Origin of the sequence: Bradyrhizobium sp. 142, from assembly GCF_023074015.1 — a bacterium.
Lineage (GTDB): Bacteria > Pseudomonadota > Alphaproteobacteria > Rhizobiales > Xanthobacteraceae > Bradyrhizobium.
Window position 1 is genome coordinate 1 of record NZ_JADPKQ010000064.1, and the last position, 25,515, is coordinate 25,515.

Sequence of the window (25,515 nt, forward strand, 5' to 3'; positions counted from 1 at the left end):
TCGAACAGGGTAAATGGCTGCGGCAGGTCGTCACCGGCTACTTCAACGACCATGCGGTGCCGACCAACAGTCGGGCGCTCAGCGCCTTCCGCTTCTTCGCACGCTCCGGCGCCGCAGCCAGACCGATGGCATGAGGTGGGAGACGATCAGTCGCCTCGCCTGTGACTGCCTCCCCAGGCCCAACATCCGTCATCCTTGGCCGCGAGCACGCTTCGCCGTCACTCACCCGAGGTGGGAGCCGTATGCGGGAAAGCCGCACGTACGGATCTGTGCGGGGGGCGCTCAGCAATGAGCGTCCCTACCGCGACCGCTGCGCTCACAATGACGGAGGTGGAGGCAACGGCTCAAATCCATCTTCGTCACCCTGAGGTGGCCGCTTCTTCAGCGGCCCTCGAAGGGCGGCCCGGCCGCGTCTTGGCCCTCCATCCTTCGGGGCTCGCCAAGCGGCGCTTTCGCGCCGCGTGGCTCGCACCTCAGGATCACGGGAGAGGCATTTGTCCTAGACTTCCCGTCGGCTCAAGAACGCCAGGCGCTCGAACAGATGCACGTCTTGCTCGTTCTTGAGCAGGGCGCCGTGGAGCGGCGGAATGAGCTTGCGCGGATCGCGTTCCCTGAGCTGCTCGACGCTCATGTCCTCGTTGAGCAGCAGCTTCAGCCAGTCGAGCAGCTCGGAGGTCGAGGGCTTCTTCTTCAACCCGGGCACTTCGCGCACCTCGAAGAAGATGCGCAGTGCTTCTTCGACGAGACGCTTCTTGATGCCGGGAAAGTGGACGTCGACGATCCGGCCCATGGTGTCGGCATCGGGAAACTTGATGTAGTGGAAGAAGCAGCGGCGCAGGAACGCGTCCGGCAACTCCTTCTCGTTGTTGGAAGTAATCATCATGATCGGGCGCTGCTTGGCCTTGATGGTCTCGCCGGTCTCGTAGACATGGAATTCCATGCGGTCGAGCTCGAGCAAGAGGTCGTTCGGGAATTCGATGTCGGCCTTGTCGATCTCGTCGATCAGGAGCACCGGGCGCTGCTCGGCGGTGAAGGCGTCCCACAGCTTGCCGCGCTTGATGTAGTTCTTGATGTCCGAGACGCGGGCGTCGCCGAGCTGGCTGTCGCGCAGGCGCGACACCGCGTCGTATTCATAGAGGCCCTGCTGCGCCTTGGTGGTGGACTTGATGTGCCAGGTCAGCAGCGGGGAGTTCAGCGCCTTCGCCACTTCCTCGGCCAGTACCGTCTTGCCGGTGCCCGGCTCGCCTTTGATGAGCAGCGGCCGCTCCAGCACGATCGAGGCGTTGACGGCGATCTTGAGGTCGTCGGTCGCAACATAGTCCTTGGTGCCGGTAAATTTCATCGGGCGTCCTTGTTGGTCGTCGGCCGAGACATGGCTCTGGTCGCGACATGGGAACGGCCGCGCAAGGCGGCCGTTCCTGGTTCGGTCAGGCTTTCAGGCCCGTTTTATCAGCGAAAGGATGACGAGCACAATCACCGCGCCGATGGTGGCGCTGAGGATGTCGCGGATCATGCCGCCGCCGAGGCTGACGCCGAGCTGGGGCAGCACCCAGCCTGCGACGAGCGCGCCGATGATGCCGACCACGATATTGCCGATCAGCCCAAATCCCGCCCCGTGGACAATCTTGCCCGCGAGCCAGCCAGCGATGGCGCCGATGATCAGTGCCGCGATAATTCCCATCGAAAACGCCCCCAAGAGAAAGTCACAAGTCCGGCAATTCTAGAGCAAAAACCCTCTCGGTCCAGCGCCCAGCGGCAGCCTCCGCCCCTTGACGCCGGCCACCCGACGGGCAATCTGTCACTCATGTTCCTGCAATTCTTCACCTCTCTGCGCGATGCGCAGGTCCCCGTGACGCTGCGCGAATACCTCACGCTGATGGAGGCGCTCGACGCCGACCTCGCGGACTACACGGTCGAGAATTTCTACTATCTGTCGCGCACCTCGCTGGTGAAGGACGAGCGCAATCTGGACAAGTTCGACCGCGTCTTCGGCACCGTGTTCAAGGGGCTGGAAAGCCTGCTCGATGCGATGGAGGGGGCGGAGATCCCCGAGGAGTGGCTGAAGAAGCTCGCCGAGAAATACCTGACGGAAGACGAGAAGAAGCAGATCGAGGCCATGGGCTGGGACAAGCTCATGGAGACCCTGAAGAAGCGGCTCGAGGAGCAGAAGGGCCGCCACCAGGGCGGCAGCAAGTGGATCGGCACCGCAGGCACCTCACCGTTCGGGGCGCATGGCTATAATCCCGAAGGCGTCCGCATCGGTCAGGAGAAGAACCGCAACAACCGCGCCGTGAAGGTGTGGGACAAGCGCGAGTTCAAGGATCTCGACGGCAATGTCGAGCTCGGCATCCGCAACATCAAGGTGGCGCTGCGCCGCCTGCGCAAGTTCGCGCGCACCGGCGCGCCCGACGAGCTCGATCTCGACACCACCATCCGCGAGACCGCCAATCACGGCTATCTCGACGTCCACATGCGACCCGAGCGGCGCAATGCGGTCAAGCTCCTGGTGTTCTTCGACATCGGCGGCTCGATGGACGCGCATATCGAGCAGGTCGAGGAGCTGTTCTCGGCGGCGAAGAGCGAATTCAAGCACATGGAGTATTTCTACTTCCACAACTGCCTTTATGAGGGCGTGTGGAAGCAGAACAAGCGCCGCTTCACCGACCGCACGCCGACCTGGGACGTGCTGCACAAATATCCGCACGATTACAAGATCGTGTTCGTCGGCGATGCCTCGATGTCGCCTTACGAGATCATGGTGCCCGGCGGCTCGGTCGAGCATGTCAACGAGGAGCCGGGCTCGGTCTGGCTCGACCGCATCATCCGAACCTATCCGCATTCGGTGTGGCTCAACCCGGTGCAGCAGAAGCACTGGGATTATTCGGAATCCACCACCATCATCCGCCGCATCTTTGCGGGCCGCATGTTCCCGATCACGATCGAGGGGCTTGAGGGAGCGATGAAGGAGTTGACGCACTAGCTCCTCGTCATTCCGGGGCGCCCGAAGGGCGTGCTACGATGCGCAATTGCGCATCGGAGAATCTATCGGGCGGCAGTATCAGTAGAGAAATGGATTCCGGGTTCGCGCTGCGCGCGCCCCGGAATGACAAGGGAGAAACACATGCCCCAGACCATCACCCGCGGCATCAAGGCGCTGATCGACGAGGCCAATGCCGAGATCGAGACGCTAACCGCCAAGGACGCCATCGAAATCTCCAAGAACGGCGACGTCGTCATCGTCGACATTCGCGACCCCCGCGAGATCGAGCGCGACGGCCGCATTCCCGGCGCGTTCGCCTGCACCCGCGGCATGCTCGAATTCTGGATCGATCCGCAGAGCCCTTATGCAAAGCCGGTGTTCCAGGAGGACAAGAAGTTCGTGTTCCACTGCGCCGGCGGCCTGCGCTCCGCACTCGCTGCCAAGACCGCGCAGGATATGGGCCTGAAGCCCGTCGCCCACATCGCCGGCGGCTACGCCGCCTGGCGCGACGCCGGCGGACCGGTGGAGCAGTGGGAGCCGAAGAAGAAGGGGTGAGAGGCGCGAACTCTCGCTCTCTCCACCCGTCATTCCGGGGTGCGCGAAGCGTGAACCCGGAATCCATTGATCCACCAACTCTGCCGCATGATAGATTCCGGGCTCGTGCTGCGCACGCCCAGGAATGACAAGGACATAGTGAATGAGCACAGCCGATCCCCTCGTCTCCACCGAATGGCTCGCCGCCCACATCAACGACGCCAACCTCAAAATCCTCGACGCCAGCTTCAAGCTGCCGGGCGTGCTGCCGCTGCCGAAGGACGACTATCTCGCCGCGCATCTGCCGGGCGCGGTGTTCTTCGACGTCGATGCGGTGTCGGACCATTCCAATCCGCTGCCGCACATGTTTCCGAGCGCCGAGCAGTTCGGCCGCGACGTCGGCAATCTCGGCATCTCCAACGCCGACACCGTCGTGATCTACGATGCCGGCGGCTGGGTCGCAGCGCCGCGCGCGTGGTGGATGTTCTTGTCCTATGGCCACAATAATGTCCGCATCCTCAACGGCGGCCTGAAGAAGTGGCGCGCCGAGGGGCGTCCGGTCGAGAGCGGCGAGGTGAAGCCTCGCGCGGCGACCTTCAAGGCAAGCTATGATTCAAAACGGGTGCGCAGCATGCAGCAGCTGATCGCCAACGTCGCGAGCCATGCCGAGCAGGTGATCGACGCGCGCCCCGCCGACCGCTTCGAAGGCCGCGCGGCGGAGCCGCGTCCGGGCATCCGCTCCGGACACATCCCGGGCGCCCGCAACGTGCCCTACAGTCTCTTGTTCGACGCCGCGACCGGAACGATGAAGCCGCTCGATGAGCTCCGCGCCGCCTTCACCGGCGCCGGCGTCAAGCTGGATGCGCCGATCGTGACGAGCTGTGGCTCCGGCGTGTCGGCCGGTGTGCTGACGCTGGCGCTCTATCGCCTCGGCATCACCGACACCGCGCTCTATGACGGCTCTTGGTCGGAATGGGGCCAGGCCGGTGGCCCGCCGGTTGCAACCGGCCCGGCGTAAGCCTACTGCCGGGCGCGCGCGGTTGCTGTCGCCGCGGGCGCCGGCTGCTGAGGCGCGAACGGATCGTAGGTCTGTTGAACAGGCGGCGGCGGGCGCCGCACGACGCGGTGCCGCTTCTTCGCCTTCGCCCGGGGCTTGGTCGTCTTGCTCTCGGGCACGCTGGCGGCGGCCTTGGCGTCAGCCTTGGCCTTCGCGGGCGGATCCTTCAAGGCCGTGGTCGCCGGGTCGTTCAGCGCCACCACCTTGGCGCTCGCAATGTCGAGCGCCGAGGATGCCAGGGCAGCGCTGGTCTCAGATGACGGTGGTTCGCTGACGGCGGCAGTCGCAGTCTTGTCCACGGTGACGGACGCCGTGGTGTCGGCCGGGGTGAGCGTGTCGGTCGCGGCTGGCGCGGCGGCCTCCGCCTTCGCTGCTTCGGTCGCCGGCGCGGCCTCAGTAGCTTGCGGCTCAGATTGCGCATTCGCCTCAGTCGTCAGCAAGGCGACCTGCTCGGGTTCGCTCTCCGGCAGCCCGATGGTCGGAACCTGGTCCCGCAGCGACGGCGCAGGCGCGGCCGCTGCCTCGGCGCGCAATGTGGCAAGCACCGGCTGGGCCGGTTCGGACGCCTGCGCGAACGTCTGCTCCTGCGGACCGTTCCGCCAGGACGGATTGGTGACGTACTGCTCATGCGTCGCCCGCAGCAGCGCGGCGGCACCTAGGCCGAACACCAGGACCGAGACTGAAACCAAAATCGCGGCAAACAGGAAGCGAAAGCCGGGAAGCATCGACGGGTTACGAATTTCCGCCCCGGCAGTGAGGTCGCCCGGGCCTTGAGCCATCTGAACGCGGTGACGGTACTGATTGCCGCGTTCGCCACGCGGGATCGGAGCTCAAAGCGGTGGCGAATCAGGCTGATTCGAACATACCGCAACGATTCCACGCCGTTCCCTTAAATTCGGGGCGGATGACTTCGGCAATCTGCGGCGTGACGCGATTTCCGCCCCGTGATGCAACGGGGCAACGGTAGTCTTGCGGATCACAAATCGCCAAATCCGGCGCTAATGAGCCTGTTATGTCTTGAATGTGCCGCTATCTTCGGTCATCTGGCCGTTAACGGTCCGGACGGGGCCCGGGGACTATACAAGAGCGATGATGATCAAACATTTTCTGACGATATGCGCTGCCGCAACAGTCGCTGCGGCGGGAGCCTCGCTCGTGCACGCCCAGAGCTATCCGGCGCAGCAGGCGCCGGGTTATGGCGCCCCGGCCGAATATCGCCCCGGCGACCGCACGCCGAATTTCGACGCGCTGGAAGATGATGACGATGGCATGCCGCAGAGCTCCGCCGCGCTGCCGCCGCCCGGCCCCCCGATCGCGTCACCCGGCGATCCGCGCTACGGCAGCCCCGCCGGCCCGCCGGTCTACTCGGCCGCTCCGCCGCAGGGCCCGGTGATGTCGCCGGATGATCCCCGTTATGGCCGTCCCGCAGGTCCCCCGGTCTACTCGGCGGCCCCGCCGCAGGGCCCGATCATGTCGCCCGACGATCCCCGCTACGGCCGCCCCGCCGGCCCGCCGGCGGTGATCTATGCCGACCGTCCGGCGCAGCAGGCGCCTGGCAGCGATGGCCTGCGTCCGCCGGAAGCCGTCGGTGGTCCGGCCGCGACCGGTGCGGTCTCGCAGCAGCCTGCTGTCGGTGCCGATGGCCGGCCGATGTCGATCGCCTCGCTGCCGCCCGAGGAGCAGCCCGACGCCGCTCCGGCGCAGTTGCCGCAGAACCTGCGCCGTCAGGAAGTCTCGCTCGCGACCAAAGAGCCGGCAGGAACGCTCATCGTCGATACCCCGAACACCTATCTCTATTACGTGCTCGGCAACGGCCGTGCGATCCGCTACGGCGTTCGCGTCGGCCGCGACGGCTTCACTTGGACCGGCGTGCAGAAGATCACCCGCAAGGCCGAGTGGCCGGATTGGCACCCGCCGACGGAAATGATCGAACGCCAGCCCTATCTGCCGCGCTTCATGGCCGGCGGCCCCGGCAATCCGCTCGGCGCCCGTGCGATGTATCTCGGCTCGACCGTCTACCGCATCCACGGCACCAACCAGCCCTCGACGATCGGCAAGTTTGTCTCCTCCGGCTGCATCGGCATGCTGAACGAGGACGTCTCCGACCTGTTCGATCGGGTCAAGGTCGGCACCCGCGTGGTGGTGATGCCGGGTGGCCCGCCGCCCGGAACCGCAACCGCATCCGCGGCGGCGACGCCCGGTGCCGCTGGTCCGGCTCCAATGGCCGCCCAGGCCGGCTCGGTTCCGGGCACCCAGCCGACCGTAGTGCCGCCGCTGCCCGCACCCGTCACGGTGCGCTGAACCGGCTTGCAGGAATTGATCTGATTGATCTGATGACGGCGCGTGAACTTCGGTCACGCGCCGTAATTATTTGACGCGCATGGCTCACTTGAACGGCTCCGTACTTCGATTACGTCCGAGAGGATTGCAACGAATTGAGGAGCACACGATGCGCATCTTTGTTGCGGGCGCGACTGGCGCGGTCGGGCAGTATCTTGTTCCGGCGCTGATCGCCGCGGGTCATTCCGTAATTGGCACGACACGGAGTGCGGCAAAAACAGACGTTTTACGCCAGTTGGGTGCAGAGCCGGTCGTCGCCGACGGCCTCGATGCCGACGGCATGCGCGCGGCGGCCGTTGCCGCAAAGCCCGAGGTGGTCATCCACCAGATGACGGATCTCGCGGCCGCCACGGACCTGCGTCACTTCGATCGGACTTTCGCGCGAACCAACGAGCTCCGCACGCGCGGAACCGACATTCTGCTCGCCGCCGCACGCGAGGCCGGCGCCAGGCGGTTCATCGCGCAAAGCTTCTGCGGCTGGACCTTCAGTCGCACCGGGGGAGCGGTGAAGACCGAGACCGATGAACTCGACCTGCATCCGCCGCAAGAGCTGCAGCGCACGCTCGAGGCAATCCGGTATCTGGAGCGAAACGTCACGGCATCAACGACGCCGGAGGGCATCGTGCTGCGCTATGGATTCTTCTATGGACCTGGCACCGGCACGCTCTCGCCGATGATGATCGACCAGCTGCGCCACCGGCGTATGCCAGTGATCGGCGATGGCGGCGGCACGTGGTCGTTCATTCACACCGAAGATGCCGCCTCCGCCACGCTAGCCGCTGTTGAACGCGGACGCGCGGGCAGCATCTACAACATCGTCGACGATCATCCGGCGCAAGTGAAGAACTGGTTGCCCGCGCTGGCCGAACTGCTTGGTGCCAAGCCGCCGCGTCACATTCCCGCCTGGCTCGGGCGCCTGCTTGCGGGCGAGCATATGGTGGCAATGATGACAGAGGTGCGCGGGGCATCCAACGCCAAGGCAAAGAGGGAGCTCGGCTGGCTGCCGGCGCATGCCTCCTGGCGCGACGGCTTTGCCGATGCGGCAAGGCAGCTCACCAGCCACCGCTCGGCCGCCTGAGGCGTCAGGCGAGCCGCCGCGGCAGCTCGCGGCCCTTGGTCCAGGCGTCGATCGCCTCGACCATCTGGCCGTAATGGATGCGCAGGCCGTCTTCGGTCGCGTAGCCGAGATGCGGCGTCAGCACCAGGTTGTCGAGCTTGCGGAACGGATGATCGACGGGCAACGGCTCGACCGAGAACACGTCGATGCCGGCGCCCCCGATCTTCTTCTGCTGCAACACCTCCAGCAGCGCCGCCTCGTCCACGATCGGCCCGCGCGCGGTGTTGACGAGGAAGGCCGTCGGCTTCATCCGCGCGAGATCCGCAGCTCCGACCAGTCCGCGCGAACGCTCGCTCAGCACCACATGGATGGTGACGATATCCGCCTTGGCGAACAGCTCCTCCTTGCTGGCATAGCCGACGCCAACCTCCTTGCACTTCTCGGGCGTCAAATTCGGGCTCCAGGCGATCACGTTCATGCCGAACGCTTTCGCGATGCCCGCCATCTTGCTGCCGAGCTTGCCGAGTCCGATGATGCCGAGCGTTCGGCCTTCGATCTCGGTGCCGGCGAAGGTCTGCCAGGGCTCGCCTGCATGCATGCGCGCATTCTCGCGGCCGATACCGCGGGTCAGCTCCAGGATCAGGCCCATGGCAAGCGGGGCAGTGGGATCGCGGGAATATTGCGTGCCGCCGATCGCCACATTGCGGGCCTTCGCAGCCTCCAGATCGATCGAGGCGTTACGCATGCCGGAGGTCAGCAGCAGCTTCAGCTTGGGCAGCGTCTCGAACAGGCTGTTCGGAAATGCGGTGCGTTCGCGCATCGCGCAGATGATCTCGAAATCACCAAGCGCGCCGGCCGCCGCCTGCTCGGAGGCAAAGGGGTGGCTGAACACGGTGACATCGACGCGGTCGGACAGTTTCGACCAGTCGGCGACATCGAGCGCGAGGTTGAAATAGTCGTCGAGAATTGCACAGCGCAGCCGCGTCATCGGCATTCATCCATGGCGAGAGGGGACGGCGCAAGCGGAGCGCCATCATCGGAACCGGGCCATGGTTGCGCACAATCAGAGCTGCGCGCAAGCAGCTCGCGTGTTCAAAAATCCGATAGGGGAAAGCGGCTCAGAGATCGCGGGGCTTCAGCCGGAGCGGCGCATCCATGCCGTGCTTGGCGCGCCAAGCGGGTCCGGGACCGCGCATGTAGTGCAGTTCCGGACGGTAGGGATTGAAGGCGGTGGCGAAGAAGCGGGTCCAGAACGTCTTGAGCTCGGTGGCGAGTGTGGCGGAGCGGCCGGCTTCTGCCGGAACGGGAAAGGAATTGGTCTCGATCATAGCCATGATGCGGCCTCGCTGTTCTCCCCACCCGTTCTGCGCGGGTGGCGCTTTTTTCAGCGCTGAGGCGAGCTTTGGCCTGATTTATTAAAAGATGGTTTCAATTGTCCGGATCCGCGGCCGGATGGTGTCCGTTCCGTATTCGTCCGTGGTGAACGGAGGGAAAACATTGCCCTTTGGGGGCGGGATCGCTACATCGGCGGCAGGCAAATTTCCTCAAATCGAAGGTTTTCGGGACCGATGGCGCGCCAGTTCATCTATTTCATGAAGGATCTGACCAAGAGCTACCCGACGCGTAAGCTGCTCGACAACATTAATCTGAGCTTCTACCCGGACGCCAAGATCGGCGTGCTCGGCGTCAACGGCTCGGGCAAGTCGACGCTGCTCAAGATCATGGCCGGCCTCGACAAGGAGTACAACGGCGAGGCCTGGGTCGCGCAGGGTGCCCGCGTCGGCTATCTCGAGCAGGAGCCGCATCTTGGTGCCAAGCTCAGCGTGCGCGAGAACGTCATGCTGGGCGTCGCCAAGCAGAAGGCCATCCTCGATCGCTACAATGAGCTGGCGATGAACTACTCCGAGGAAACCGCCGACGAGATGACCAAGCTGCAGGACGAGATCGAGGCCCAGGGCCTCTGGGATCTCGACAGCAAGGTCGACCAGGCCATGGACGCGCTGCGTTGTCCTCCCGACGATGCCGACGTGACGAAGCTCTCCGGCGGTGAGCGCCGCCGTGTCGCGCTGTGCAAGCTGCTGCTCGACCAGCCCGAGCTGTTGCTGCTGGACGAGCCCACCAACCATCTCGACGCCGAGTCGGTGTCGTGGCTGGAAGGCCATCTGCGCAATTATCCGGGCGCGATCCTGATCGTCACCCATGATCGCTACTTCCTCGACAACGTCACGGGCTGGATTCTCGAGCTCGACCGCGGCAAGGGAATTCCTTACGAGGGCAATTACTCGTCCTGGCTGGTGCAGAAGCAGAAGCGGCTCGAGCAAGAAGGCCGCGAGGACGCCGCGCACCAGAAGACGCTCGCCCGCGAGCAGGAATGGGTCGCCTCGTCGCCGAAGGCGCGGCAGGCCAAGTCCAAGGCGCGCTACCAGCGCTACGAGGACCTCCTCAAGCAGGCGAGCGAGAAGCAGACCCAGACCGCGCAGATCATCATTCCCGTCGCCGAGCGGCTCGGTGCCAACGTCGTCGACTTCGAAGGCCTCAGCAAAGGCTTCGGCGACCGTCTCCTGATCGACGATCTCACCTTCAAGCTGCCGCCGGGCGGCATCGTCGGCGTGATCGGCCCCAACGGCGCCGGCAAGACCACGCTGTTCAAGATGATCACCAAGCAGGAAACTCCGGACAAGGGCACCATCACGGTCGGCGAGACCGTGCATCTCGGTTATGTCGACCAGTCGCGCGACGCGCTCGATGGCAACAAGAACGTGTGGGAAGAGATCTCCGGCGGCAACGAGCTGATCCTGCTCGGCAAGAAGGAAGTGAACTCGCGCGGCTATTGCTCGGCCTTCAACTTCAAGGGCGCCGACCAGCAGAAGAAGGTCGGCGCGCTCTCCGGCGGTGAGCGCAACCGCGTGCATCTCGCCAAGATGTTGAAGTCCGGCGCCAACGTCCTGCTGCTCGACGAGCCGACCAACGACCTCGACGTCGATACGCTACGCGCGCTCGAAGAGGCGCTGGAGGATTTTGCCGGCTGCGCCGTCATCATCAGCCATGATCGCTGGTTCCTCGACCGCATCGCGACCCACATCCTGTCATTCGAGGACGACAGCCACGTCGAATGGTTCGAGGGCAACTTCCAGGATTACGAGAAGGACAAGATGCGCCGTCTCGGCCAGGACAGCATCATTCCGCACCGCGTGAAGTACAAGAAGCTGACGAGGTGACTCCGGCATGATGCGACGGGCGCTCATTGCTGCGGTGATCGTTGTCACGTGCAGTCGGTCGCCCGCCCGCGCCGCCGACGCCGCCTTCACGCAATTCATTGCCTCGCTGTGGCCGGAGGCGCAGGCGGCCGGCGTGTCCCGCGCCACGTTCGACGAGCAGATGCGCGGGCTCGAGCCTGATTATAGGCTGCCCGACCTGATCCTGCCGGGGCGGCCTGCCACCGGCGCGCCGTCACAAGCGGAGTTCGTGCAGGTGCCGGCGGACTACGTCAAGGAAGCCTCGATCGCGCGTCTCGCCGCGGAAGGGCAGCGGCTTCTGCAAAAATACCGTCCTGCGCTTAACGAGATCGAGAAGACCTCCGGTGTGCCCGCGACCGTAATGCTTGCGATCTGGGGCCGCGAGACCGATTACGGCCGCTACACGCTGCCTTATGATCTCGTGCGTGTGTTGGCGACGCAGGCCTATGTCGGCCGGCGCAAGGACCAGTATCGCAACGAGTTCATCTTGGCGCTGAAGATCCTGGGCGACGGCGTGGTGACGCGCAAGGACATGCGCTCTTCCTGGGCTGGCGCTACCGGGCTCACGCAATTCCTGCCGTCGGAATACTACAATCACGGCGTCGATTTCGACGGCGACGGCCGCATCGACATCTGGCACTCGGTGCCGGATGCGTTGGCCTCAGCTGCGCAGCAGCTCGTCAACAAGGGTTGGCAGAGCGGCGTGCGCTGGGCCTACGAGGTGCAGGCGCCGGCCAAGGTCGATTGCACGAGCGGCGTGCCCGAGGTGACCAAGCCGATCGGCCAATGGTTGCGCGAGGGCTTTGTGCCGGTGCGCGGGCAACGCCTGAGCGCCGCCGAGCAGGCGCAGCCGGCCTCGCTGTTACAGCCGGAAGGAATCTACGGTCCGTCGTTCCTGACCACGAAGAACTACTTCGTCATCAAGGAATACAATTTCTCCGATCTCTATGTGCTGTTCGTCGGCCATCTCAGCGACCGCATGACAAGTCCGCTGCCGTTCGCGACGCCGTGGTCGGCCGCAAAGCAGCTGCGGACGAACGATGTCGAGGCGATGCAGCGCGGACTCACCCGAATTGGACTCTACAAAGACAAGATCGACGGCAAGGCCGGCATGCAGACCCGCGCCGCGCTCGGCGCCTACCAGAAGTTGGCGGGCCTGAAGGTCGATTGCTGGCCGAGCGAAGAAGTGCTGCGGTCGATCCAGGCCGCGCGCTAACTAAACGTGTCTTGCAAAAGAAAAAGCCCGGCCGAGAGGCTCGGCCGGGCTTCGATCGCGGCGCGGGTGCGCCCTGCGATCAGATCAGTAGCAGACGCGAACCGGGCGGACGACCCAGCCGTAGCCGTCCCAGTAACGCTGACGCTGCCAGTAGCAGGGCGGCGGCGGCGGGCCGGGCTCGGCCACGTAAACGGGGCCGCCATAGGCGGGACGGCTCGACGCGATGGCGCCGCCGACGATTGCGCCGCCGATCAGGCCGGCCGCGATGCCGGCGCCGACGCCGTCATGGGCCCTGGCGGACGGAGTGGCGGTCACCAGCGAACCGGCGACTGTCGCAACCGTGAGGGCGGCAACTAAAGTCTTCTTCATGCTCTTGGCTCTCCTGAGAGATGGATGCTCCTTGTTAGGAGCGCCCGGGGTTCAAAGGTTCACGCAGACTCTGATGGAATAGGCCTTTGCAGCTAGGAAGCGCGCAAATGGTCAATCCACGGTAAACGCACACGGAGCTGTGACGAGAAAAAGAGGTCTTTTTCAGGCCCCGAGATGAACGGCGCGTCCGTAATCAACCGGCCTTTGGCGCTTCAGCCACAGACTCTGACGCGACGGACGCGCCAGGCATAGCCATCCCAGAAGCGCTGCTTCTGCCAGACACAGCCGTCGCCGTAATAGTCGTCGGCGACGTAGCCAGGACCCGGCGCGTAGTAGCGGGGCGGGGAGTAGCCGGGGCCGTAACCCGGACCATAGGCATAGCCGGGGCCAGGTCCGTAATAATACGGGGACGCCAATGCGCCGCCGACAATGGCGCCGCCGATGATCCCGGCGGCCACGCCCGCAGCGACGCCGCGCTGTGCGTGGGCGGGTCCTGCTGCCGAAAGGGCCAGCATGGCGGCGGCAGCGGCTGCCAGGAGTGATCTCTTCATAGGCTCGACCTTTCGCACACAGGAATACGGAACTCTCGCGGTCAGAGTTCCATATTTCCTTTGAATGATCAATGAACGGCACCTCTGGCGGGGGCGACCAATTGATACAAAAGCAGTCCCGCTTGGGAGACGACGATGGGCAGTCTGCTGGTGAACACCCTCATTGCGGCTGGGATCATCTCTGCGATTGGCTATGGCTGGATCACCCATCTCCAGAACCGCGGCCAGCCTCGTTCGCGCGCCGGCGCGGGCGGGGATGGCGGCGACAGCAGCTATTCGGGGACCAGCGACGGCGTCTCGCTGGGGAGCTGGTTTTTGAGCGATAGCTCGAGCAACTCGAGCGACAGCGGCGGCTGCTCCAGCAGCGATAGCGGCGGTGGCGGAGATTGCGGAGGCGGCGACGGTGGCGGTGGCGGCGACTAGGCCCGATCCAGCTTAATTTTGATCCAGCGCAACACCGTATCTTAGAGCCGTTCTAGTCTGGTCCCGGGCTAGTTTGGAATAGCTTCAAATACCGGTTTTTCCTTTTGCATCCGGTCGGTCCCTTAAATATCGATACTGGCGCATCACCAAAGGGCCTGCCGCTTTCCATGATCGTCTGTTCCTGTAACGTGCTGAGCGATGACGACATCCGCGCCGCCGTCGCCGAGTCCGATGACGCCGTTCGCCATGCCAAGCAGGTCTATGGTTGCCTCGGCTGTAGCGCCGAATGCGGTCGCTGCGCGCGTACGATCAAGACCATCATCGACGAAGCGCTTGGCCCCTGCGCTCAATCCTGCTGCTCCGGCTGCCCACACGGCCATCAGGTGGCGAATGACGAGACGGCTGAGCCCGTCGAATTCGCGCTGGCGGCCTGCTGAACTCCACCGTCGACCGAGCTTATCTCCGGCTGCGTCCGGTAGCCGGTTGCCCTCGTCCTTAAACTGTTTTAGAAATATTCTAAATTCGGTCTCCGGCCGGATTGGACTGCAAGAGCTGGAGTGGACCATGCAGGGCGACGCAAAAGTCATCGAGTATCTCAACAAGGCACTGCGTCACGAGCTGACTGCGATCAACCAGTACTGGCTGCACTACCGCTTCCTCGACAATTGGGGCCTACGGGACATGGCCAAGGTTTGGCGCAAGGAGTCCATCGAGGAGATGGAGCACGCCGACAAGCTTACCGAGCGGATCCTGTTCTTCGACGGCTTCCCGAACATGCAGGTGCTCGATCCCCTGCGCATCGGCCAGAACGTCAAGGAGATCATCGAGTGCGATCTCGCCGCCGAGATGAGCGCGCGGGCGCTCTACCAGGAAGCGGCCACCTATTGCCACAGCGTCAAGGATTACGTCACGCGTGACCTGTTCGAGAAGTTGATGAGCGACGAGGAGCACCACATCGACTTCCTCGAAACCCAACTCGACCTGATCGGCCGCATCGGCCTCGAGCTCTACACCCAGAAGCACGTCGGTGGGCTCGAGGGCGAGGGACATTAGGCACTAACGTCGCCACACACTCCCGTGTCTTCCCGGCGAAGGCCGGGACCCCATAACCCCAGGGAGAGGTTGTGTCGCGCGCCTGGTAACCACGAGTCCTCGCCAAACAACTCCCTGTGGCTATGGATCCCGGATCTACGCTTCGCTTCGCTGCGCTTGTCCGGGACGACCACTGTGGTTGCTGCGCGTGGCTACAGCTGCGTCTTGTAGCGCGCTTCCACCACGTTCTGGCTCTCGGGCTCGCCCAGACTGGTCTGCTCGTGGATGATTTCAACGATGCTCGGCATCACCGAGCGCTGCACCTTGTTCGGCGACCACAGCTTCGAGCGCATCAACGCCTTGCCGCAGTGGAAATAGACCTCGCTGACGGCGACGTTCAACACCGCGCGCGGCGGCTTGCCGAACTCCACCATGGAGGCGAGCAGATCCGGATCGGCCGACAGCGTGCCGCGCCCGCCGACGCGCAGCGTCTCGTCGACGCCGGGCACGAAGAACAGCAGATGCACGAAGCCTGAGCCTTCGACGACGTTCCGAAAACTGTCGATCCGGTTGTTGCCGGAACGGTCGGGCATCAGCAGTTGATTGGGGCCGGCGACGTGGACGAAGCCGATGCTTCCGCCGCGCGGCGAGGCGTCGACACTGCCATCGGTGCCCGATGTCGCGAGCACGCAGAACGGCGACATTTCGATGAATCTCTTCGCATGCGCATCGATCGCGGGACGCGCCTTCGCGATCACGCGTGGGCTCGGCTTCGGATAGAGGGCGGCGAGGTCTTCGGGGCAAAGGTCGGTCAACGGGATGTCTCCGCTTCAGCTTCGCAACAAAACTACCGGATCGGGCCGTTGCCAGCCAGCCAAATTCCGCCTGCCGCGTCGGCTACACCGCGTCGGCCGGCACGAAGCAGCTGATAATGATGGCGCCACGGTGGCGTACGTACCACACCACGGCCTGGCCGACCGGATTGCCGCGATCGCGGATGATGGCGCGCTCGGGCACCGCCATCCACTGGCCCTCGATCGGCACCCAATAGCTGCCGTTGCGCACGTCGTACTCGGTGCGATGGCCGTCGGAGATGTCGCAGCAGGGCACACCGTTCGGCGCCATCACGCTCTTGAACCAGGCGCGGATGTCCGGCGGAACGTTGTCGTATTGACCGTTGTCGAACGCGAAGGCGATGCCAGTCAGTGCCGCCGTCGCGGCCAGCCAAACGCACAATGCGAGCCTGTACATGCGATCCTCATCGCCTGCCGTGCCATTGGTGCGCGATTGTCTCGCGCCTCGATTCGTATCGTTGAAGCGATTAAGCCCGAGCTGTCAGCGCATTGCATGCTCAAATAATATGCGGCGTGGAAGCGCCGCATATGATGCGTTGCGAGATGAGGACGTGGAGCCCGCCGTCCTACATCCCCCGCCGCGGCGCGGTTTGCAGGAACTGCCTGATCTGCTCGCTGTAGAATTTTGCGTTGCCTGTGGTTCCGTGGCCGCGCGTCTCAGTGCTCGCTTGGATCAGGTACAGGCGCCCATTCCTGACCCGCTTCATCGCGGCTTCCGTGATGCCGGTCTCGGGCGGGTTGCGCTCGTCGTCAGCGGAATTGATCAGCAGCAGCGAGGCCTCGATCTGCTCCAGCCCGTCGGCGGCGTTGTAGTCGTGCGAGGCCTCCCACTGGTAGACGAAGTCGTTGGCATCCGCGGTGATCGGTGTCGCGAGCCGTTCGTCGACGATTTTGTCGGCCTTGGCGGCCGTCGGAGCCTGCGCCTGATATGCCAGCGTTCCGCCGATGCTGGCGATGCCGTAGGCGGTGATGGCGTACTTCATCATGCGCGGCTGGCTGGTGTAGCTGCCGCCATTGTAGTCGGGATCGTTGCGGATGGTGTCGAGCATGATTCGCCGCAGCATCCAGTTGCGCGATGCCATCTCGGTCGGCTGCGAGGCCATCGGGATCAGCGCGTCCATCGCCTTCGGATATTTCTCGCCCCACAGCCAGCTATGCATGCCGCCCATCGAATTGCCGATGACGAGCCGCAAGTGCTTGACGCCAAGCCCCTCCGTTACGAGCCGATACTGGGCCTCGACCATGTCGCCGTAGTCGTATTTGGGAAAGCTCGTCTTCATCCCGTCGGAGGGTTTTGACGATTTGCCGTGGCCGATGCTGTCGGGAATGATGATGTAGTATTTGGATGCATCGAGCGGCTGCCCCGTACCGAACAGCTCGCCGCCAAAGTTGGCGGCCAGCATGCTCGCGGCCGAGCCGCCCGATCCGTGCAGCACCAGCACGGGCTGGCCGCTCGGTTCGCCGACTGTGGTGTAGTGCAGCCGCAACTCCGGCATGACCTCGCCGGTATGGAACTTGAAATCCCTGGCGATCCAGTCGCCCTGCTTAGGCTCCGGATAATCGGCGGCCGTCGCCGATATCGAGATGGCTGGCAACGAGATGGACAGCAGAACGGCCGACAGCACCGCGCAACAAGTTTTCATGTTTCTCTCCCGTGCGGCTCGTAATCTGCGGCCGCTTTGCCGGGAACCTTAACAGAACTGTCCGGAAGGATGTAGGATTGTGGTTCAGCCGATCGTCTTTGAGGAAACACCGGGAGACACTTCATGTGCCGCAATATCAAGACGCTGTTCAACTTCGAACCGGCTGTGACGGAGGAGGAGATCCACGCCAGTGCACTCCAGTTCGTGCGAAAGCTCTCCGGTTTCAATAAGCCCTCGCAGGCCAATGAGGCGGCGTTCGACCGCGCGGTGGCCGAGGTCTCGCAGGCCGCACGCCGGCTGCTGAACTCACTGCACACCCACGCGCCGGCGCGCGACCGCGAGGTCGAGGCGGAGAAGGCGAAGGAGCGTTCGCGGTTGCGTTTCGGCTAGTCAGTCCCTGCAGCCGTTCCGTGATCTGGCTCACGGTAGGCGCCGCTTCAACGCGCGATGATGTTCGCCGTGGTTTTGCCAACCCGGAGCCCGACCATGAGCCGCCCCCTTCTTCCCCTCAAAGCAGGCGCCCTCGTCTTCACGCTGCTGTGGACCGCGTGGATCATGTGGTGGAGCGGCTCGTTCAGCAGCGCCAACGTCGTCGTCCTGGCCCTGTGCGGCGCGGTGGTCGGCTATCTCTGGTATCGCGCGATGCGCTGGCAGTTCGAGCGGATGGGCATGCTGCCCCGCAAGGATGATTCAACCGAGGCTTCTTGATTTTTGTGTCCCGGACGCGGTGCAGCGCGTTAGCGGTGCGCCGCCGAGCCGGGACCCAGAAATCGCTACTCCTTGTGGCTGCGGTTTTTCTTTTTCTTCTTTTTCTTGTGATTGTCGCCTTCTCCGTCGTCGCCACCGTCATCGACAAGCGTATCGTCGGCCTCATGCACGGCGGCTTCGAGCGCCGCTCGCTCGGCAGCTTCCTGCTCGCGCTGACGGCGGCGCTCATCCCAGGCGTCGAAGAGCTGGTCCAGCCACGGCAACACTTGTTCAATCGAAGGCAGTTGGCCGGGCGGCCCCAGCTCGCCGCGCGGACCTTGTGGGCCAACGGGGCCCTGCGCTCCAGCTGGTCCCCGTGGACCAATTTCGCCCGGCTTGCCTTGCGGCCCTGGCGCGCCCTGCTTGCCCTGCGGTCCTGCCTTTCCGACTGCTCCGGGCTTGCCCTGCGGCCCCGGCTTGCCGCGCGCGCCGTCCGGCCCCCGCTTGCCCGGATGGCCCTGCGGCCCCGGCCGTCCCGGCTCGCCTTGCCGCCCGCGCGGACCCTGAGCTCCCTGTCGTCTCTGTTCGTCTGCCACGCCACTGCTCCCTCTGCGGAAGCAGATTCCTTAGCGGCGTTTGACGACAGCAGCAATTCCGCCCGCGCATCGCGTCGGGCTTGATCAACATCAATCGGCAGTACGGATCGACGTCGCGCCGCCGCACGCTAATCCTGATATGCGGGCACGTCGATGCCGGAGGCGGCGTAGAGCCGGATCTTGTTGCGCAACGTGCGCACCGACAGGCCGAGCACGCGCGCCGCGCGCGTGCGGTTGCCGTCGCAGCGCGCGAGCGTCTGGAGTACGAGCTCGCGCTCGACCTCGTCCACGGTCGCGCCGATCAGGAGCGGAACGATCTGGTTTGGAGCAAGAAATTGCGCGCCCGGTTCGGACGCCGCGACATGAACCGTGGTCATCAATACCCTCCCGATCTACGCCCGCTTCCGTCTTTGGAAGCGGATCGAGAACAAACGACCCCCAAGCCGTAGATCTACGGTGGCCGGGTTTGGTTAACGAAAGGTTAAACCGCGGGCGATCGCACCAATTGACCTTGGGATTGCCGCGAAGCCGCCGCGATTGGCACAGGATGCGCAGCGACAGGGCGCTCTCAGCTCACACTGTCCGATACCCGCCATCCACCATCACGATCGTTCCGGTGACGTAAGCCGACATATCCGAGGCGAGGAAGATCGCGGGGCCGACGATGTCGTCGGGCTTGCCGGTGCGCGCCAGCGGGGTGTGGTCGACGAAGGCCTGGACCAGCGCCGGATTGGTGGCGCGCACATTGGCGTTGATGTTGGTCTCGATGAAGCCGGGCCCGATCGCGTTGACGCGCACGCCTTCCTTGCCGAGCTCGACCGCGAGCGCCTTGGTGAAGCCGAGCACGCCGTGCTTCGAGGTCGTGTACGCCGCCGAGCTCGGCGTGCGCAGATGCACGAAGGACTGGATCGAGCCGATGTTGACGATGCGGCCCTTGGCTGCGCGCAAGGGCGCAAGGAAGGCCTGCGTCATGTTGAAGACGCCGTTGAGGTTGAGCGAGATGATGTCGTTCCAGTCCCTTGCCACGGTCTCCGTCTCCGCGGTGAAGGCGTTGCGGCGGGTGATGCCGGCATTGTTGACCAGGATCGACACTGGCCCCACCTTGTCGGCGACCCGCCTGGCGAGCGCAAAACAGTCGTCACGCTTAGTCACGTCGAGGGCAAAACTCTCGGCCTTGCCGCCGGCCTTGCGAATCTCCTGGGCGGTTTCTGCCACAGTGTCGGCATTGACGTCGAGCAGCACGACTTGCGCGCCTTCGCGCGCGTAGCCGGCCGCGATCGCCCGGCCGATGCCGGAACCGGCGCCGGTGACGACGGCAATGTGGTTTGCGAGCAACGCCATGACATATTCCTCCCGGATTCGTTTCGAAGTTTCATGAAAGGCTAACTCGAAATTAAGGGGTCGGAAACGGCGGCCTTGGCATACTGATCTTGATTGCTAAACGTTGCGCGCATGATGGAACGGCTTGAATCCTGGAAACTGGTGCTCGAGCGCCTGCGGTCGTCGGAGTCCTGCGACTGGCCCGAGGCTGCCCGGCTCGTGGCCGAGATCGTGCGGATGAGCACGGATGCCACGCTGCGACAGGCCGCGGGACAGGCACTTCCCGTGCTACGCCAGGCCCTTGACAACGACGATCACAGCATCACGCTTGCAGCCCAGCGCCGCATCGGCGTCGTCCTCGACGTCATTCATGATCTGACCGCGCCGCGCTTTGGCCGCCGCAACGCGATGCCGAAGAAGCTTTCCAGCGAGGACCGCGCGCGCAGGATGCTCGGCCTGCCGCTCGCCGTGCAGCTCACCTGCGAAGACATCAACCAGGCCTATCGCCGTGCCGCCAAGGGCACGCATCCCGATCGGGGCGGCAGCGCGCAAGCCTTCATCGAGCTCGCCGCCGCGCGCGACATCCTGATCCATCCCGGCGCCAACAAGGACGCGTGAGGCGCTGGCTCGCTGCGCCTCGTCACCCGCTGTGTGCGAGTAAAAATGCAAGCGAGCAAGGACGCGGCGTCGCGCCCTTGCCCGGCTCTTCCGTCCGCCGATCGAATTCTTACCAGGTGCAGTGGCCGTGCTTCAACGCGTCATCCTTCAGGTTGATCGCGGCGAGCAAGGTCGGGACGGTCACGCTGGCGCGGTGATAGCCGGACGGCCATGGCGTAGTCGGAATGCTCTCGTCCCAGATCTGGCAAGCGCCGCTGTCTGCCCAACGGATCAAGTGATAGCCGGCTTCGGCCGGGCTCGCGGCGACGAAGGCGGTCACGGCAAGACCCACGGCAGCGCACAGCACGGAAATACGACGCATGATCAGCTCCTCAAATGAAAGATATGATGCGCCTCCCTACAATGACGGGAGGCGTGGTGCGGGACGCTTTTGGGGAGCGCGCCCCGAACAAGATGTGAGTAGGCGGCAAGCCGCGACAGGTTCAAAGCGTGCGGACTGGCAATGCCGGAATTTGGCGGAAAACCAGGGCTGGCGGCGTCGTGGCCTTGGACAAGAAAAAAGCGGGCAGCTCGCGCAACCCGCCTTCAAACCCGGTCTGCCGTGAGCCGGCTCAGAGCGTGCAGCGGCGCTCCGCGCGCAGCTTGATCTGAAGATCAGAAGCCGCCGCGAAGGTCGGCAGCGGCTTGCTGACGACCTTGTAGGTCGAAGTCCCCCACTGGAACGGCTTGTACTTCAGGTCCTCGTTCCAGACCTGGCAGATGCCGGTGTTGTCCCAGCGGATCACGTAATAGCCGACTGCCGCCGAGGCTGGCACGGCGAACACGGAGGTGACGATGCCGGCAACGGCACAAAGGGCGAGAACGCGACGCATGCAAAAATCTCCTGATGGGGAAGTGTGACCTGAAAATTCGTGCGAGAAAAGCCGGTCCTTTGCAAGCCGGGGAGCCGCCGTTTCACGGATATGTCAGAGAGAGCCGGGCACTTGGTTTGGCCGAGTGCCCGGCAGGTCACACGCGCCGGACGTGGTTCACTTCGAAAGCGAGGCCACCGCCTCGATCTCGATCAGCATCTTCGGATCGGGCAGCGCATGGACCACGCAGGTGGTGCGCGCCGGGTAGGGCGGCGGGCCGAAGGCGCCGGCATAGAGCGCGTTCATCGCAGCGACATCGGCGGCGCGGGTCAGGAGCACATTGACCTTGACGAGGTCACGCATCGTGGCGCCGGCCTCGTCCAGCACGCGCTTGATGTTGACGGCGACGTTGGCGAACTGGGCCTCGAACCCCTCCGGCAGCGCGCCTTTGGCATCGAAGCCGGGAATGCCGGAGATGAACAGGAGATCGCCAACCCGCGCGGCAAAGGACAGCGGCGGTGCCTTCACGTGAGGCGGGGGCGCAAAATGCTGGATCGGCATGGGTCACCTCGGGGGTCGTGTCGGTGCATGAGCGTAGCGACATGCGGGAGAGTTGCAATCGGGATTGACGGGCGGAGAGGGCGTGCAAACAAAAAGCGCGAAAACAACCCCATGCACAGTAGGCATCAAGCAGAAATCATTGATCTTTCTTCTAATTCGGGAAAAGCAAAACAATCATTTGCTCCGTCGGGCAAAACAGGGGCAGAATGGCATGATGGCGGGAGGGTGTCGTGCGGCTCCAAACTCCGCCGTCATGCCCCGGCTTGCCGCCTCCGCTAAAACTTCGGCGGCCGAGCACCCTTGTGGCCCCGGCGTAGCCTTGGCGGAGCCGGGACCGGGGCATCCAGTACGCTGCGGCTTCTCGGTTCACCACCGCCGTCTCTGGAATACTGGATCGCCCGGCTTAACCGGGCGATGACAGTTGAGTGTGTTGCTACAGACTACGACTCGCGCCAGCCCCCATCATGTTGCCGCCGCGATCGATCGAGTACATTCGGTCGTCTGATTCGATTCCACCCTTGAAAAACAGCCCCGGAGACGCCCCCATGAAGATCGCTTCCACCTTGCGCGCCGCGCTCCTCGCCATTGCCGCGCTTGCCGGGCTTTCGACGACGGCGCTGGCCGACGGCGGCACCGTGGTGCTGACGATCTACAAGGCGGGCTGGATCATCGGCGGCTCGGGCGGCTCAGGCGTGCTGAACTTCCGCGGCCGCGCCTATTCGCTCTCCACCGGCGGGCTCGACTACGGCCTCGTGTTCGGCGGCTCCAAGACCGTGCTGCGCGGCCGCGTCTCCAACATCAACCGTCCCTCCGATGTTGCCGGCGTCTACGGCGCCGCCGGTGCCGGCCTCGCGATCGGCCGCGGCGCCCGCGCCATCGTGCTGACCAACCAGAAGGGCGCGGTGCTCGAGCTGACCGGATCGCAGGTCGGCTTGATGGCGAACGCGGATCTCAGCGGACTTGCGATCACGATGCGGTAAGATGCAGGTCGCGTAGGGTGGGTTAGCCGCTCACAAATTCGGTTGCTCAACACGGCGCGGCGCAAGGCGTAACCCACTATGCGACGGCGGCAGTCGAGGTTGTGAGAGAGAAGTGGTGGGTTACGCCAGCGGACTGCGCTTCGCGCAGCCGCGAGGCTAACCCACCCTACGGACCTGTCGACGCAGCCGTAAACACCGCCAATTGTGCATCGAACGCACGCCTGAACGCCGGCCGCGCTTCGCCGCGGGCGACATAGGCGGAGATGGTCGGATACTCCTCCAGGAGGCCCGATGTGTTCAACCGGCGCAGCACGGTCACCATCATCAGATCGCCGGCGCTGAACGCACCGTCGAGCCAGTGTCGGCTTTGCCGAGGTGCGCGGACAATTCGGCGAGCCGGACGCGGACGCGATCTTGCAGCATAGGCAGGCGCTCCTCGTACCAGGGCTTGTCGCGCTCGAAAAGAAAGGCCATCCCGAACTCGACGATCGGCGGCTCCAGCGTGCTCAGCGCGGCAAACATCCACGCGATCGCGCGGCTCCTGGCGTTCGCCTCGACCGGCAGCAGCCCATCATGGCGCTCGGCGATATGAAGCACGATCGCCCCCGACTCGAACAGAGCGAGATCGCCGTCCTCATAGGTCGGAATCTGCCCGAACGGATGCAGCGCACGATGCGCGGGCTGTTTCATCGCGCTGAACGAGATAAGGCGGACGTCGTAAGGCTGGCCCACTTCCTCCAGCGCCCAGCGGACCGGCATGTCACGCGCCAACCCCCTGCCGCGGTCGGGCGAGCTTGCGAAGGCGGTGATGGTGGGGATCATCAGATGGCTCCATATTCCGTCATTGCGAGCGCAGCGAAGCAATCCAGAATCTATCCGCGGAGAGACTCTGGATTACGTCGTCGCATCAGCGCAAACTTGCTTCGCAATCTTGTCGCGAGCTCCTCGCAATGACGGGTTTGCGGCAGCGCTCGGTTTTCGAACTTTTGCATCCGGAGGACGAACGACCGGCGCGGATTCCGACAACCTATCTGGCTTTTCTTGCGCGCAGGTTGGGTCGCGCTGTGTTGCCAAATCCACGGTGTCGTACCGGCGAAGGCCGGGACCCATAACCACAGGGCGCAGTTTGGCGAAGACTTGTAGTTCGGTCCTCCTACCGACCGCAATCGATAGATTCCGCGGTATGGATCCCCGGCCTTCGCCGGGACGACGACTGAGTATGGCGGGCTATCGCTTATCCAATCTACGAACCGATCCACGCCGCAAGCGCCCGCCACGGCTCCATCGTCCAGTGCCCCGACGCAGCGCCGGACGGCGAGGGCAGCACGAAGATCTCCGGCAAACTTCCATCGCGCCGCTGCCGTTCGAGCGAAATCACGCTGGACGGCCTCCCATAAAACAAACTCGCCGCCTTCTTGCTCGTGAACGCAATCGTCCTCGGCCGATGCTTTTCGATCTTGGCTCTGAACCCCGCCACGTCGATCGATGTGGCCGCGATCTGGTGATCCATCCCGGCGCCCGACTTGGAGAGATCGGTGAAGCCGATCCCGAGCTCGAGCAAACTTGCAAACTCGCTCGGCTGATAGAGGCGCGGCGTAATGCCGGACTCATGGATCGCGCGCCAGAAGCGGTTGCCGGGATGGGCGTAGTAGTGCCCCACTTCGGCCGAGCGCGTGCTGGCGGCGGTGCCGACGAAGACGAGGCGGAGGTCGGGACGGAGCTGGTTGGGGAGGCGGCGGGTGCCCGTGTCGGGCAAGTCACGCGCGTCCGCAGGCTTGTCAGCTCCGCAAAGCGGGTTAGCCAAACAGGGCCGTCCGCGGCTGGTAGCAGACTGTTGCTTCACGAACAATGAAATCCAAATCTCAGTCGATGATGACGGATGTTCTCTTCCGATGGGCCCTCGTTCCTCGGTTGCGCTACCTCCCTTGTTCGCAGGAAATCGTAGGTTATGTCTGAAAGCCTACTGCTAATTTCGACTCGTTTCCATCTAGGGTCAGGGCAATCAGGCCTTCATCAAAAAGCGCATGGACATCAGCCCGAAGCAAGATTCCATTTCGTAGGTTATTGTCGTCTCGCCCTTTTTCGACCTTGATATGGCTGCTTCGAGCGCTTCTGCTGTGGTGCAGCCAGTAAACGCACATTTGCCCTGATAGGCTTGTCGAATCCTCGCGCTAAACTTTGCCTGATTGGGACGCGATGCGCATTGCCTCATCAAGAATGTTACCGGAGAACTGACCGTCAGGAGTGGGGCCGCGATACCGAATCGGATCGGTGTCGCCGATGGCAGGACGGATCAGCGTGGGTGCGCGGCGCGAGATCACGGCGGCGGTGGTAGACCGCTATCGATCAGCAGGGCGGGCAGATAAGGGGCGCATTCTCGACGAGCTTTGCGCGGTGACGGGCTGGCATCGCAAGCACGCGGTTCGGGCGCTGGCCAGCCATGTCGCAATTTCGCCGGAGGCCCGGCGGCAGCGAAAGCCGACCTATGGCGCCCCTATCAGGGATGCGCTAGTGGCGCTGTGGGAGGCCTCGGATCGGATCTGCGGCAAGCGGCTCCGGGTAATGATTCCGACGTTGCTGCCTTCGCTGGAGCGGCATGGCCGGCTCAAG

Annotated in this window: 31 protein-coding genes and 2 pseudogenes; 15 read left to right on the forward strand and 18 right to left on the reverse strand. The window is 64.2% G+C overall.

What is annotated here, in order from left to right:
• Positions 1-499: 499 nt before the first annotated feature.
• Both IVA82_RS07030 and IVA82_RS07035 read right to left on the reverse strand, forming a co-directional pair.
• The gene (locus tag IVA82_RS07030) at positions 500-1,342 is read right to left on the reverse strand and encodes a MoxR family ATPase (protein WP_247383314.1); all 843 of its coding nucleotides are present in this window, start codon (positions 1,340-1,342) and stop codon (positions 500-502) included.
• 93 nt (positions 1,343-1,435) lie between these two features.
• On the reverse strand, positions 1,436-1,681 hold the full coding sequence (locus IVA82_RS07035) for a GlsB/YeaQ/YmgE family stress response membrane protein (RefSeq protein ID WP_148743518.1): 246 nt from the start codon (positions 1,679-1,681) through the stop codon (positions 1,436-1,438).
• Between the two features lie 123 nt (positions 1,682-1,804).
• Here IVA82_RS07035 and IVA82_RS07040 point away from each other — a divergent pair, with 123 nt between their 5' ends.
• The 3 genes from IVA82_RS07040 to sseA all read left to right on the forward strand — a co-directional run bounded on the left by IVA82_RS07040 (position 1,805) and on the right by sseA (position 4,532).
• Positions 1,805-2,980: a VWA domain-containing protein gene (locus tag IVA82_RS07040; protein ID WP_247383313.1), complete on the forward strand. Its 1,176-nt coding sequence runs from the start codon at positions 1,805-1,807 to the stop codon at positions 2,978-2,980.
• 141 nt (positions 2,981-3,121) lie between these two features.
• Positions 3,122-3,535 carry a rhodanese-like domain-containing protein gene (locus IVA82_RS07045; RefSeq protein ID WP_007613708.1) on the forward strand — a complete coding sequence of 138 codons (414 nt, stop codon included), beginning with the start codon at positions 3,122-3,124 and terminating at the stop codon, positions 3,533-3,535.
• Positions 3,536-3,677: 142 nt separating this feature from the next.
• Positions 3,678-4,532 (forward strand): 3-mercaptopyruvate sulfurtransferase, encoded by an 855-nt coding sequence (sseA, locus tag IVA82_RS07050; protein ID WP_247383312.1) that lies wholly within the window; start codon positions 3,678-3,680, stop codon positions 4,530-4,532.
• Between the two features lie 2 nt (positions 4,533-4,534).
• On the opposite strand, the gene IVA82_RS07055 is transcribed toward sseA, so the two are convergent.
• A complete protein-coding gene (locus tag IVA82_RS07055; protein WP_247383315.1) occupies positions 4,535-5,296 on the reverse strand; it encodes a hypothetical protein in 762 nt (253 codons plus the stop codon).
• A gap of 367 nt (positions 5,297-5,663) precedes the next feature.
• Between IVA82_RS07055 and IVA82_RS07060 the strand changes: the two genes are divergently transcribed.
• Positions 5,664-6,872: a L,D-transpeptidase gene (locus tag IVA82_RS07060; RefSeq protein WP_247383311.1), complete on the forward strand. Its 1,209-nt coding sequence runs from the start codon at positions 5,664-5,666 to the stop codon at positions 6,870-6,872.
• A 148-nt stretch (positions 6,873-7,020) separates the two neighbouring features.
• Positions 7,021-7,989 (forward strand): NAD-dependent epimerase/dehydratase family protein, encoded by a 969-nt coding sequence (locus tag IVA82_RS07065; protein ID WP_247383309.1) that lies wholly within the window; start codon positions 7,021-7,023, stop codon positions 7,987-7,989.
• A 4-nt stretch (positions 7,990-7,993) separates the two neighbouring features.
• Here the strand turns inward: IVA82_RS07065 and IVA82_RS07070 are convergent, their stop codons facing one another.
• Positions 7,994-8,956 (reverse strand): D-2-hydroxyacid dehydrogenase family protein, encoded by a 963-nt coding sequence (locus tag IVA82_RS07070; RefSeq protein WP_247383308.1) that lies wholly within the window; start codon positions 8,954-8,956, stop codon positions 7,994-7,996.
• Positions 8,957-9,086: 130 nt separating this feature from the next.
• Entirely contained in the window at positions 9,087-9,302 is a 216-nt protein-coding gene (locus tag IVA82_RS07075; RefSeq protein WP_247383306.1) for a hypothetical protein, read from the reverse strand.
• A gap of 234 nt (positions 9,303-9,536) precedes the next feature.
• On the opposite strand from IVA82_RS07075, the gene ettA reads away from it, so the two are divergent.
• Both ettA and IVA82_RS07085 read left to right on the forward strand, forming a co-directional pair.
• Positions 9,537-11,186, forward strand: a complete 1,650-nt coding sequence (gene ettA, locus IVA82_RS07080; RefSeq protein ID WP_247383304.1) for an energy-dependent translational throttle protein EttA — start codon at positions 9,537-9,539, stop codon at positions 11,184-11,186.
• A 7-nt stretch (positions 11,187-11,193) separates the two neighbouring features.
• The gene (locus IVA82_RS07085; RefSeq protein ID WP_247383303.1) at positions 11,194-12,420 is read left to right on the forward strand and encodes a lytic murein transglycosylase; all 1,227 of its coding nucleotides are present in this window, start codon (positions 11,194-11,196) and stop codon (positions 12,418-12,420) included.
• 84 nt (positions 12,421-12,504) lie between these two features.
• On the opposite strand, the gene IVA82_RS07090 is transcribed toward IVA82_RS07085, so the two are convergent.
• Positions 12,505-12,789 carry a hypothetical protein gene (locus IVA82_RS07090; protein WP_247383301.1) on the reverse strand — a complete coding sequence of 95 codons (285 nt, stop codon included), beginning with the start codon at positions 12,787-12,789 and terminating at the stop codon, positions 12,505-12,507.
• 212 nt (positions 12,790-13,001) lie between these two features.
• On the reverse strand, positions 13,002-13,340 hold the full coding sequence (locus IVA82_RS07095) for a hypothetical protein (protein ID WP_247383300.1): 339 nt from the start codon (positions 13,338-13,340) through the stop codon (positions 13,002-13,004).
• 135 nt (positions 13,341-13,475) lie between these two features.
• Here IVA82_RS07095 and IVA82_RS07100 point away from each other — a divergent pair, with 135 nt between their 5' ends.
• The 3 genes from IVA82_RS07100 (at position 13,476) to bfr (ending at position 14,816) form a co-directional block, all read left to right on the forward strand.
• The gene (locus IVA82_RS07100) at positions 13,476-13,763 is read left to right on the forward strand and encodes a hypothetical protein (RefSeq protein ID WP_247383299.1); all 288 of its coding nucleotides are present in this window, start codon (positions 13,476-13,478) and stop codon (positions 13,761-13,763) included.
• Between the two features lie 167 nt (positions 13,764-13,930).
• Positions 13,931-14,200, forward strand: coding sequence for a (2Fe-2S)-binding protein (locus IVA82_RS07105; protein WP_247383298.1), 270 nt, complete (start codon positions 13,931-13,933; stop codon positions 14,198-14,200).
• A gap of 127 nt (positions 14,201-14,327) precedes the next feature.
• Positions 14,328-14,816 carry a bacterioferritin gene (gene bfr / locus IVA82_RS07110; RefSeq protein WP_148742700.1) on the forward strand — a complete coding sequence of 163 codons (489 nt, stop codon included), beginning with the start codon at positions 14,328-14,330 and terminating at the stop codon, positions 14,814-14,816.
• Between the two features lie 191 nt (positions 14,817-15,007).
• On the opposite strand, the gene IVA82_RS07115 is transcribed toward bfr, so the two are convergent.
• From IVA82_RS07115 to IVA82_RS07125, 3 genes are all read right to left on the reverse strand, one after another.
• Positions 15,008-15,610 (reverse strand): MSMEG_1061 family FMN-dependent PPOX-type flavoprotein, encoded by a 603-nt coding sequence (locus IVA82_RS07115; protein WP_247383297.1) that lies wholly within the window; start codon positions 15,608-15,610, stop codon positions 15,008-15,010.
• An 82-nt stretch (positions 15,611-15,692) separates the two neighbouring features.
• Complete coding sequence (locus IVA82_RS07120) at positions 15,693-16,046, reverse strand: hypothetical protein (protein WP_247383296.1); 354 nt, start codon at positions 16,044-16,046, stop codon at positions 15,693-15,695.
• A 169-nt stretch (positions 16,047-16,215) separates the two neighbouring features.
• Positions 16,216-17,292 (reverse strand): alpha/beta fold hydrolase, encoded by a 1,077-nt coding sequence (locus IVA82_RS07125; protein WP_247383295.1) that lies wholly within the window; start codon positions 17,290-17,292, stop codon positions 16,216-16,218.
• Positions 17,293-17,415: 123 nt separating this feature from the next.
• On the opposite strand from IVA82_RS07125, the gene IVA82_RS07130 reads away from it, so the two are divergent.
• On the forward strand, positions 17,416-17,682 hold the full coding sequence (locus tag IVA82_RS07130; RefSeq protein ID WP_247383294.1) for a DUF2277 domain-containing protein: 267 nt from the start codon (positions 17,416-17,418) through the stop codon (positions 17,680-17,682).
• Positions 17,683-17,778: 96 nt separating this feature from the next.
• A complete protein-coding gene (locus tag IVA82_RS07135) occupies positions 17,779-18,000 on the forward strand; it encodes a hypothetical protein (RefSeq protein WP_247383293.1) in 222 nt (73 codons plus the stop codon).
• 65 nt (positions 18,001-18,065) lie between these two features.
• Here the strand turns inward: IVA82_RS07135 and IVA82_RS07140 are convergent, their stop codons facing one another.
• From IVA82_RS07140 to fabG, 3 genes are all read right to left on the reverse strand, one after another.
• Positions 18,066-18,575, reverse strand: a complete 510-nt coding sequence (locus IVA82_RS07140; protein WP_247383292.1) for a collagen-like protein — start codon at positions 18,573-18,575, stop codon at positions 18,066-18,068.
• A gap of 128 nt (positions 18,576-18,703) precedes the next feature.
• Complete coding sequence (locus tag IVA82_RS07145) at positions 18,704-18,952, reverse strand: helix-turn-helix domain-containing protein (protein WP_148742694.1); 249 nt, start codon at positions 18,950-18,952, stop codon at positions 18,704-18,706.
• Between the two features lie 196 nt (positions 18,953-19,148).
• Positions 19,149-19,916, reverse strand: a complete 768-nt coding sequence (fabG, locus tag IVA82_RS07150) for a 3-oxoacyl-ACP reductase FabG (RefSeq protein WP_247383290.1) — start codon at positions 19,914-19,916, stop codon at positions 19,149-19,151.
• 111 nt (positions 19,917-20,027) lie between these two features.
• Between fabG and IVA82_RS07155 the strand changes: the two genes are divergently transcribed.
• Positions 20,028-20,513, forward strand: a complete 486-nt coding sequence (locus tag IVA82_RS07155; RefSeq protein WP_247383288.1) for a J domain-containing protein — start codon at positions 20,028-20,030, stop codon at positions 20,511-20,513.
• A 109-nt stretch (positions 20,514-20,622) separates the two neighbouring features.
• Here the strand turns inward: IVA82_RS07155 and IVA82_RS07160 are convergent, their stop codons facing one another.
• The 3 genes from IVA82_RS07160 to IVA82_RS07170 all read right to left on the reverse strand — a co-directional run bounded on the left by IVA82_RS07160 (position 20,623) and on the right by IVA82_RS07170 (position 21,925).
• Complete coding sequence (locus IVA82_RS07160; protein ID WP_247383287.1) at positions 20,623-20,874, reverse strand: hypothetical protein; 252 nt, start codon at positions 20,872-20,874, stop codon at positions 20,623-20,625.
• Positions 20,875-21,124: 250 nt separating this feature from the next.
• Complete coding sequence (locus IVA82_RS07165) at positions 21,125-21,385, reverse strand: hypothetical protein (RefSeq protein WP_247383284.1); 261 nt, start codon at positions 21,383-21,385, stop codon at positions 21,125-21,127.
• Between the two features lie 156 nt (positions 21,386-21,541).
• On the reverse strand, positions 21,542-21,925 hold the full coding sequence (locus IVA82_RS07170; protein WP_247383283.1) for a RidA family protein: 384 nt from the start codon (positions 21,923-21,925) through the stop codon (positions 21,542-21,544).
• A 545-nt stretch (positions 21,926-22,470) separates the two neighbouring features.
• Between IVA82_RS07170 and IVA82_RS07175 the strand changes: the two genes are divergently transcribed.
• Entirely contained in the window at positions 22,471-22,905 is a 435-nt protein-coding gene (locus IVA82_RS07175) for a hypothetical protein (protein ID WP_247383281.1), read from the forward strand.
• A gap of 166 nt (positions 22,906-23,071) precedes the next feature.
• Here IVA82_RS07175 and IVA82_RS07180 read toward each other — a convergent pair.
• Both IVA82_RS07180 and IVA82_RS07185 read right to left on the reverse strand, forming a co-directional pair.
• Positions 23,072-23,727, reverse strand: a pseudogene (locus IVA82_RS07180) (glutathione S-transferase family protein).
• A 421-nt stretch (positions 23,728-24,148) separates the two neighbouring features.
• Positions 24,149-24,661 (reverse strand): mismatch-specific DNA-glycosylase, encoded by a 513-nt coding sequence (locus IVA82_RS07185; RefSeq protein ID WP_247383279.1) that lies wholly within the window; start codon positions 24,659-24,661, stop codon positions 24,149-24,151.
• Between the two features lie 524 nt (positions 24,662-25,185).
• On the opposite strand from IVA82_RS07185, the pseudogene IVA82_RS07190 reads away from it, so the two are divergent.
• Positions 25,186-25,515, forward strand: a pseudogene (locus IVA82_RS07190) (transposase); the annotation flags it as partial.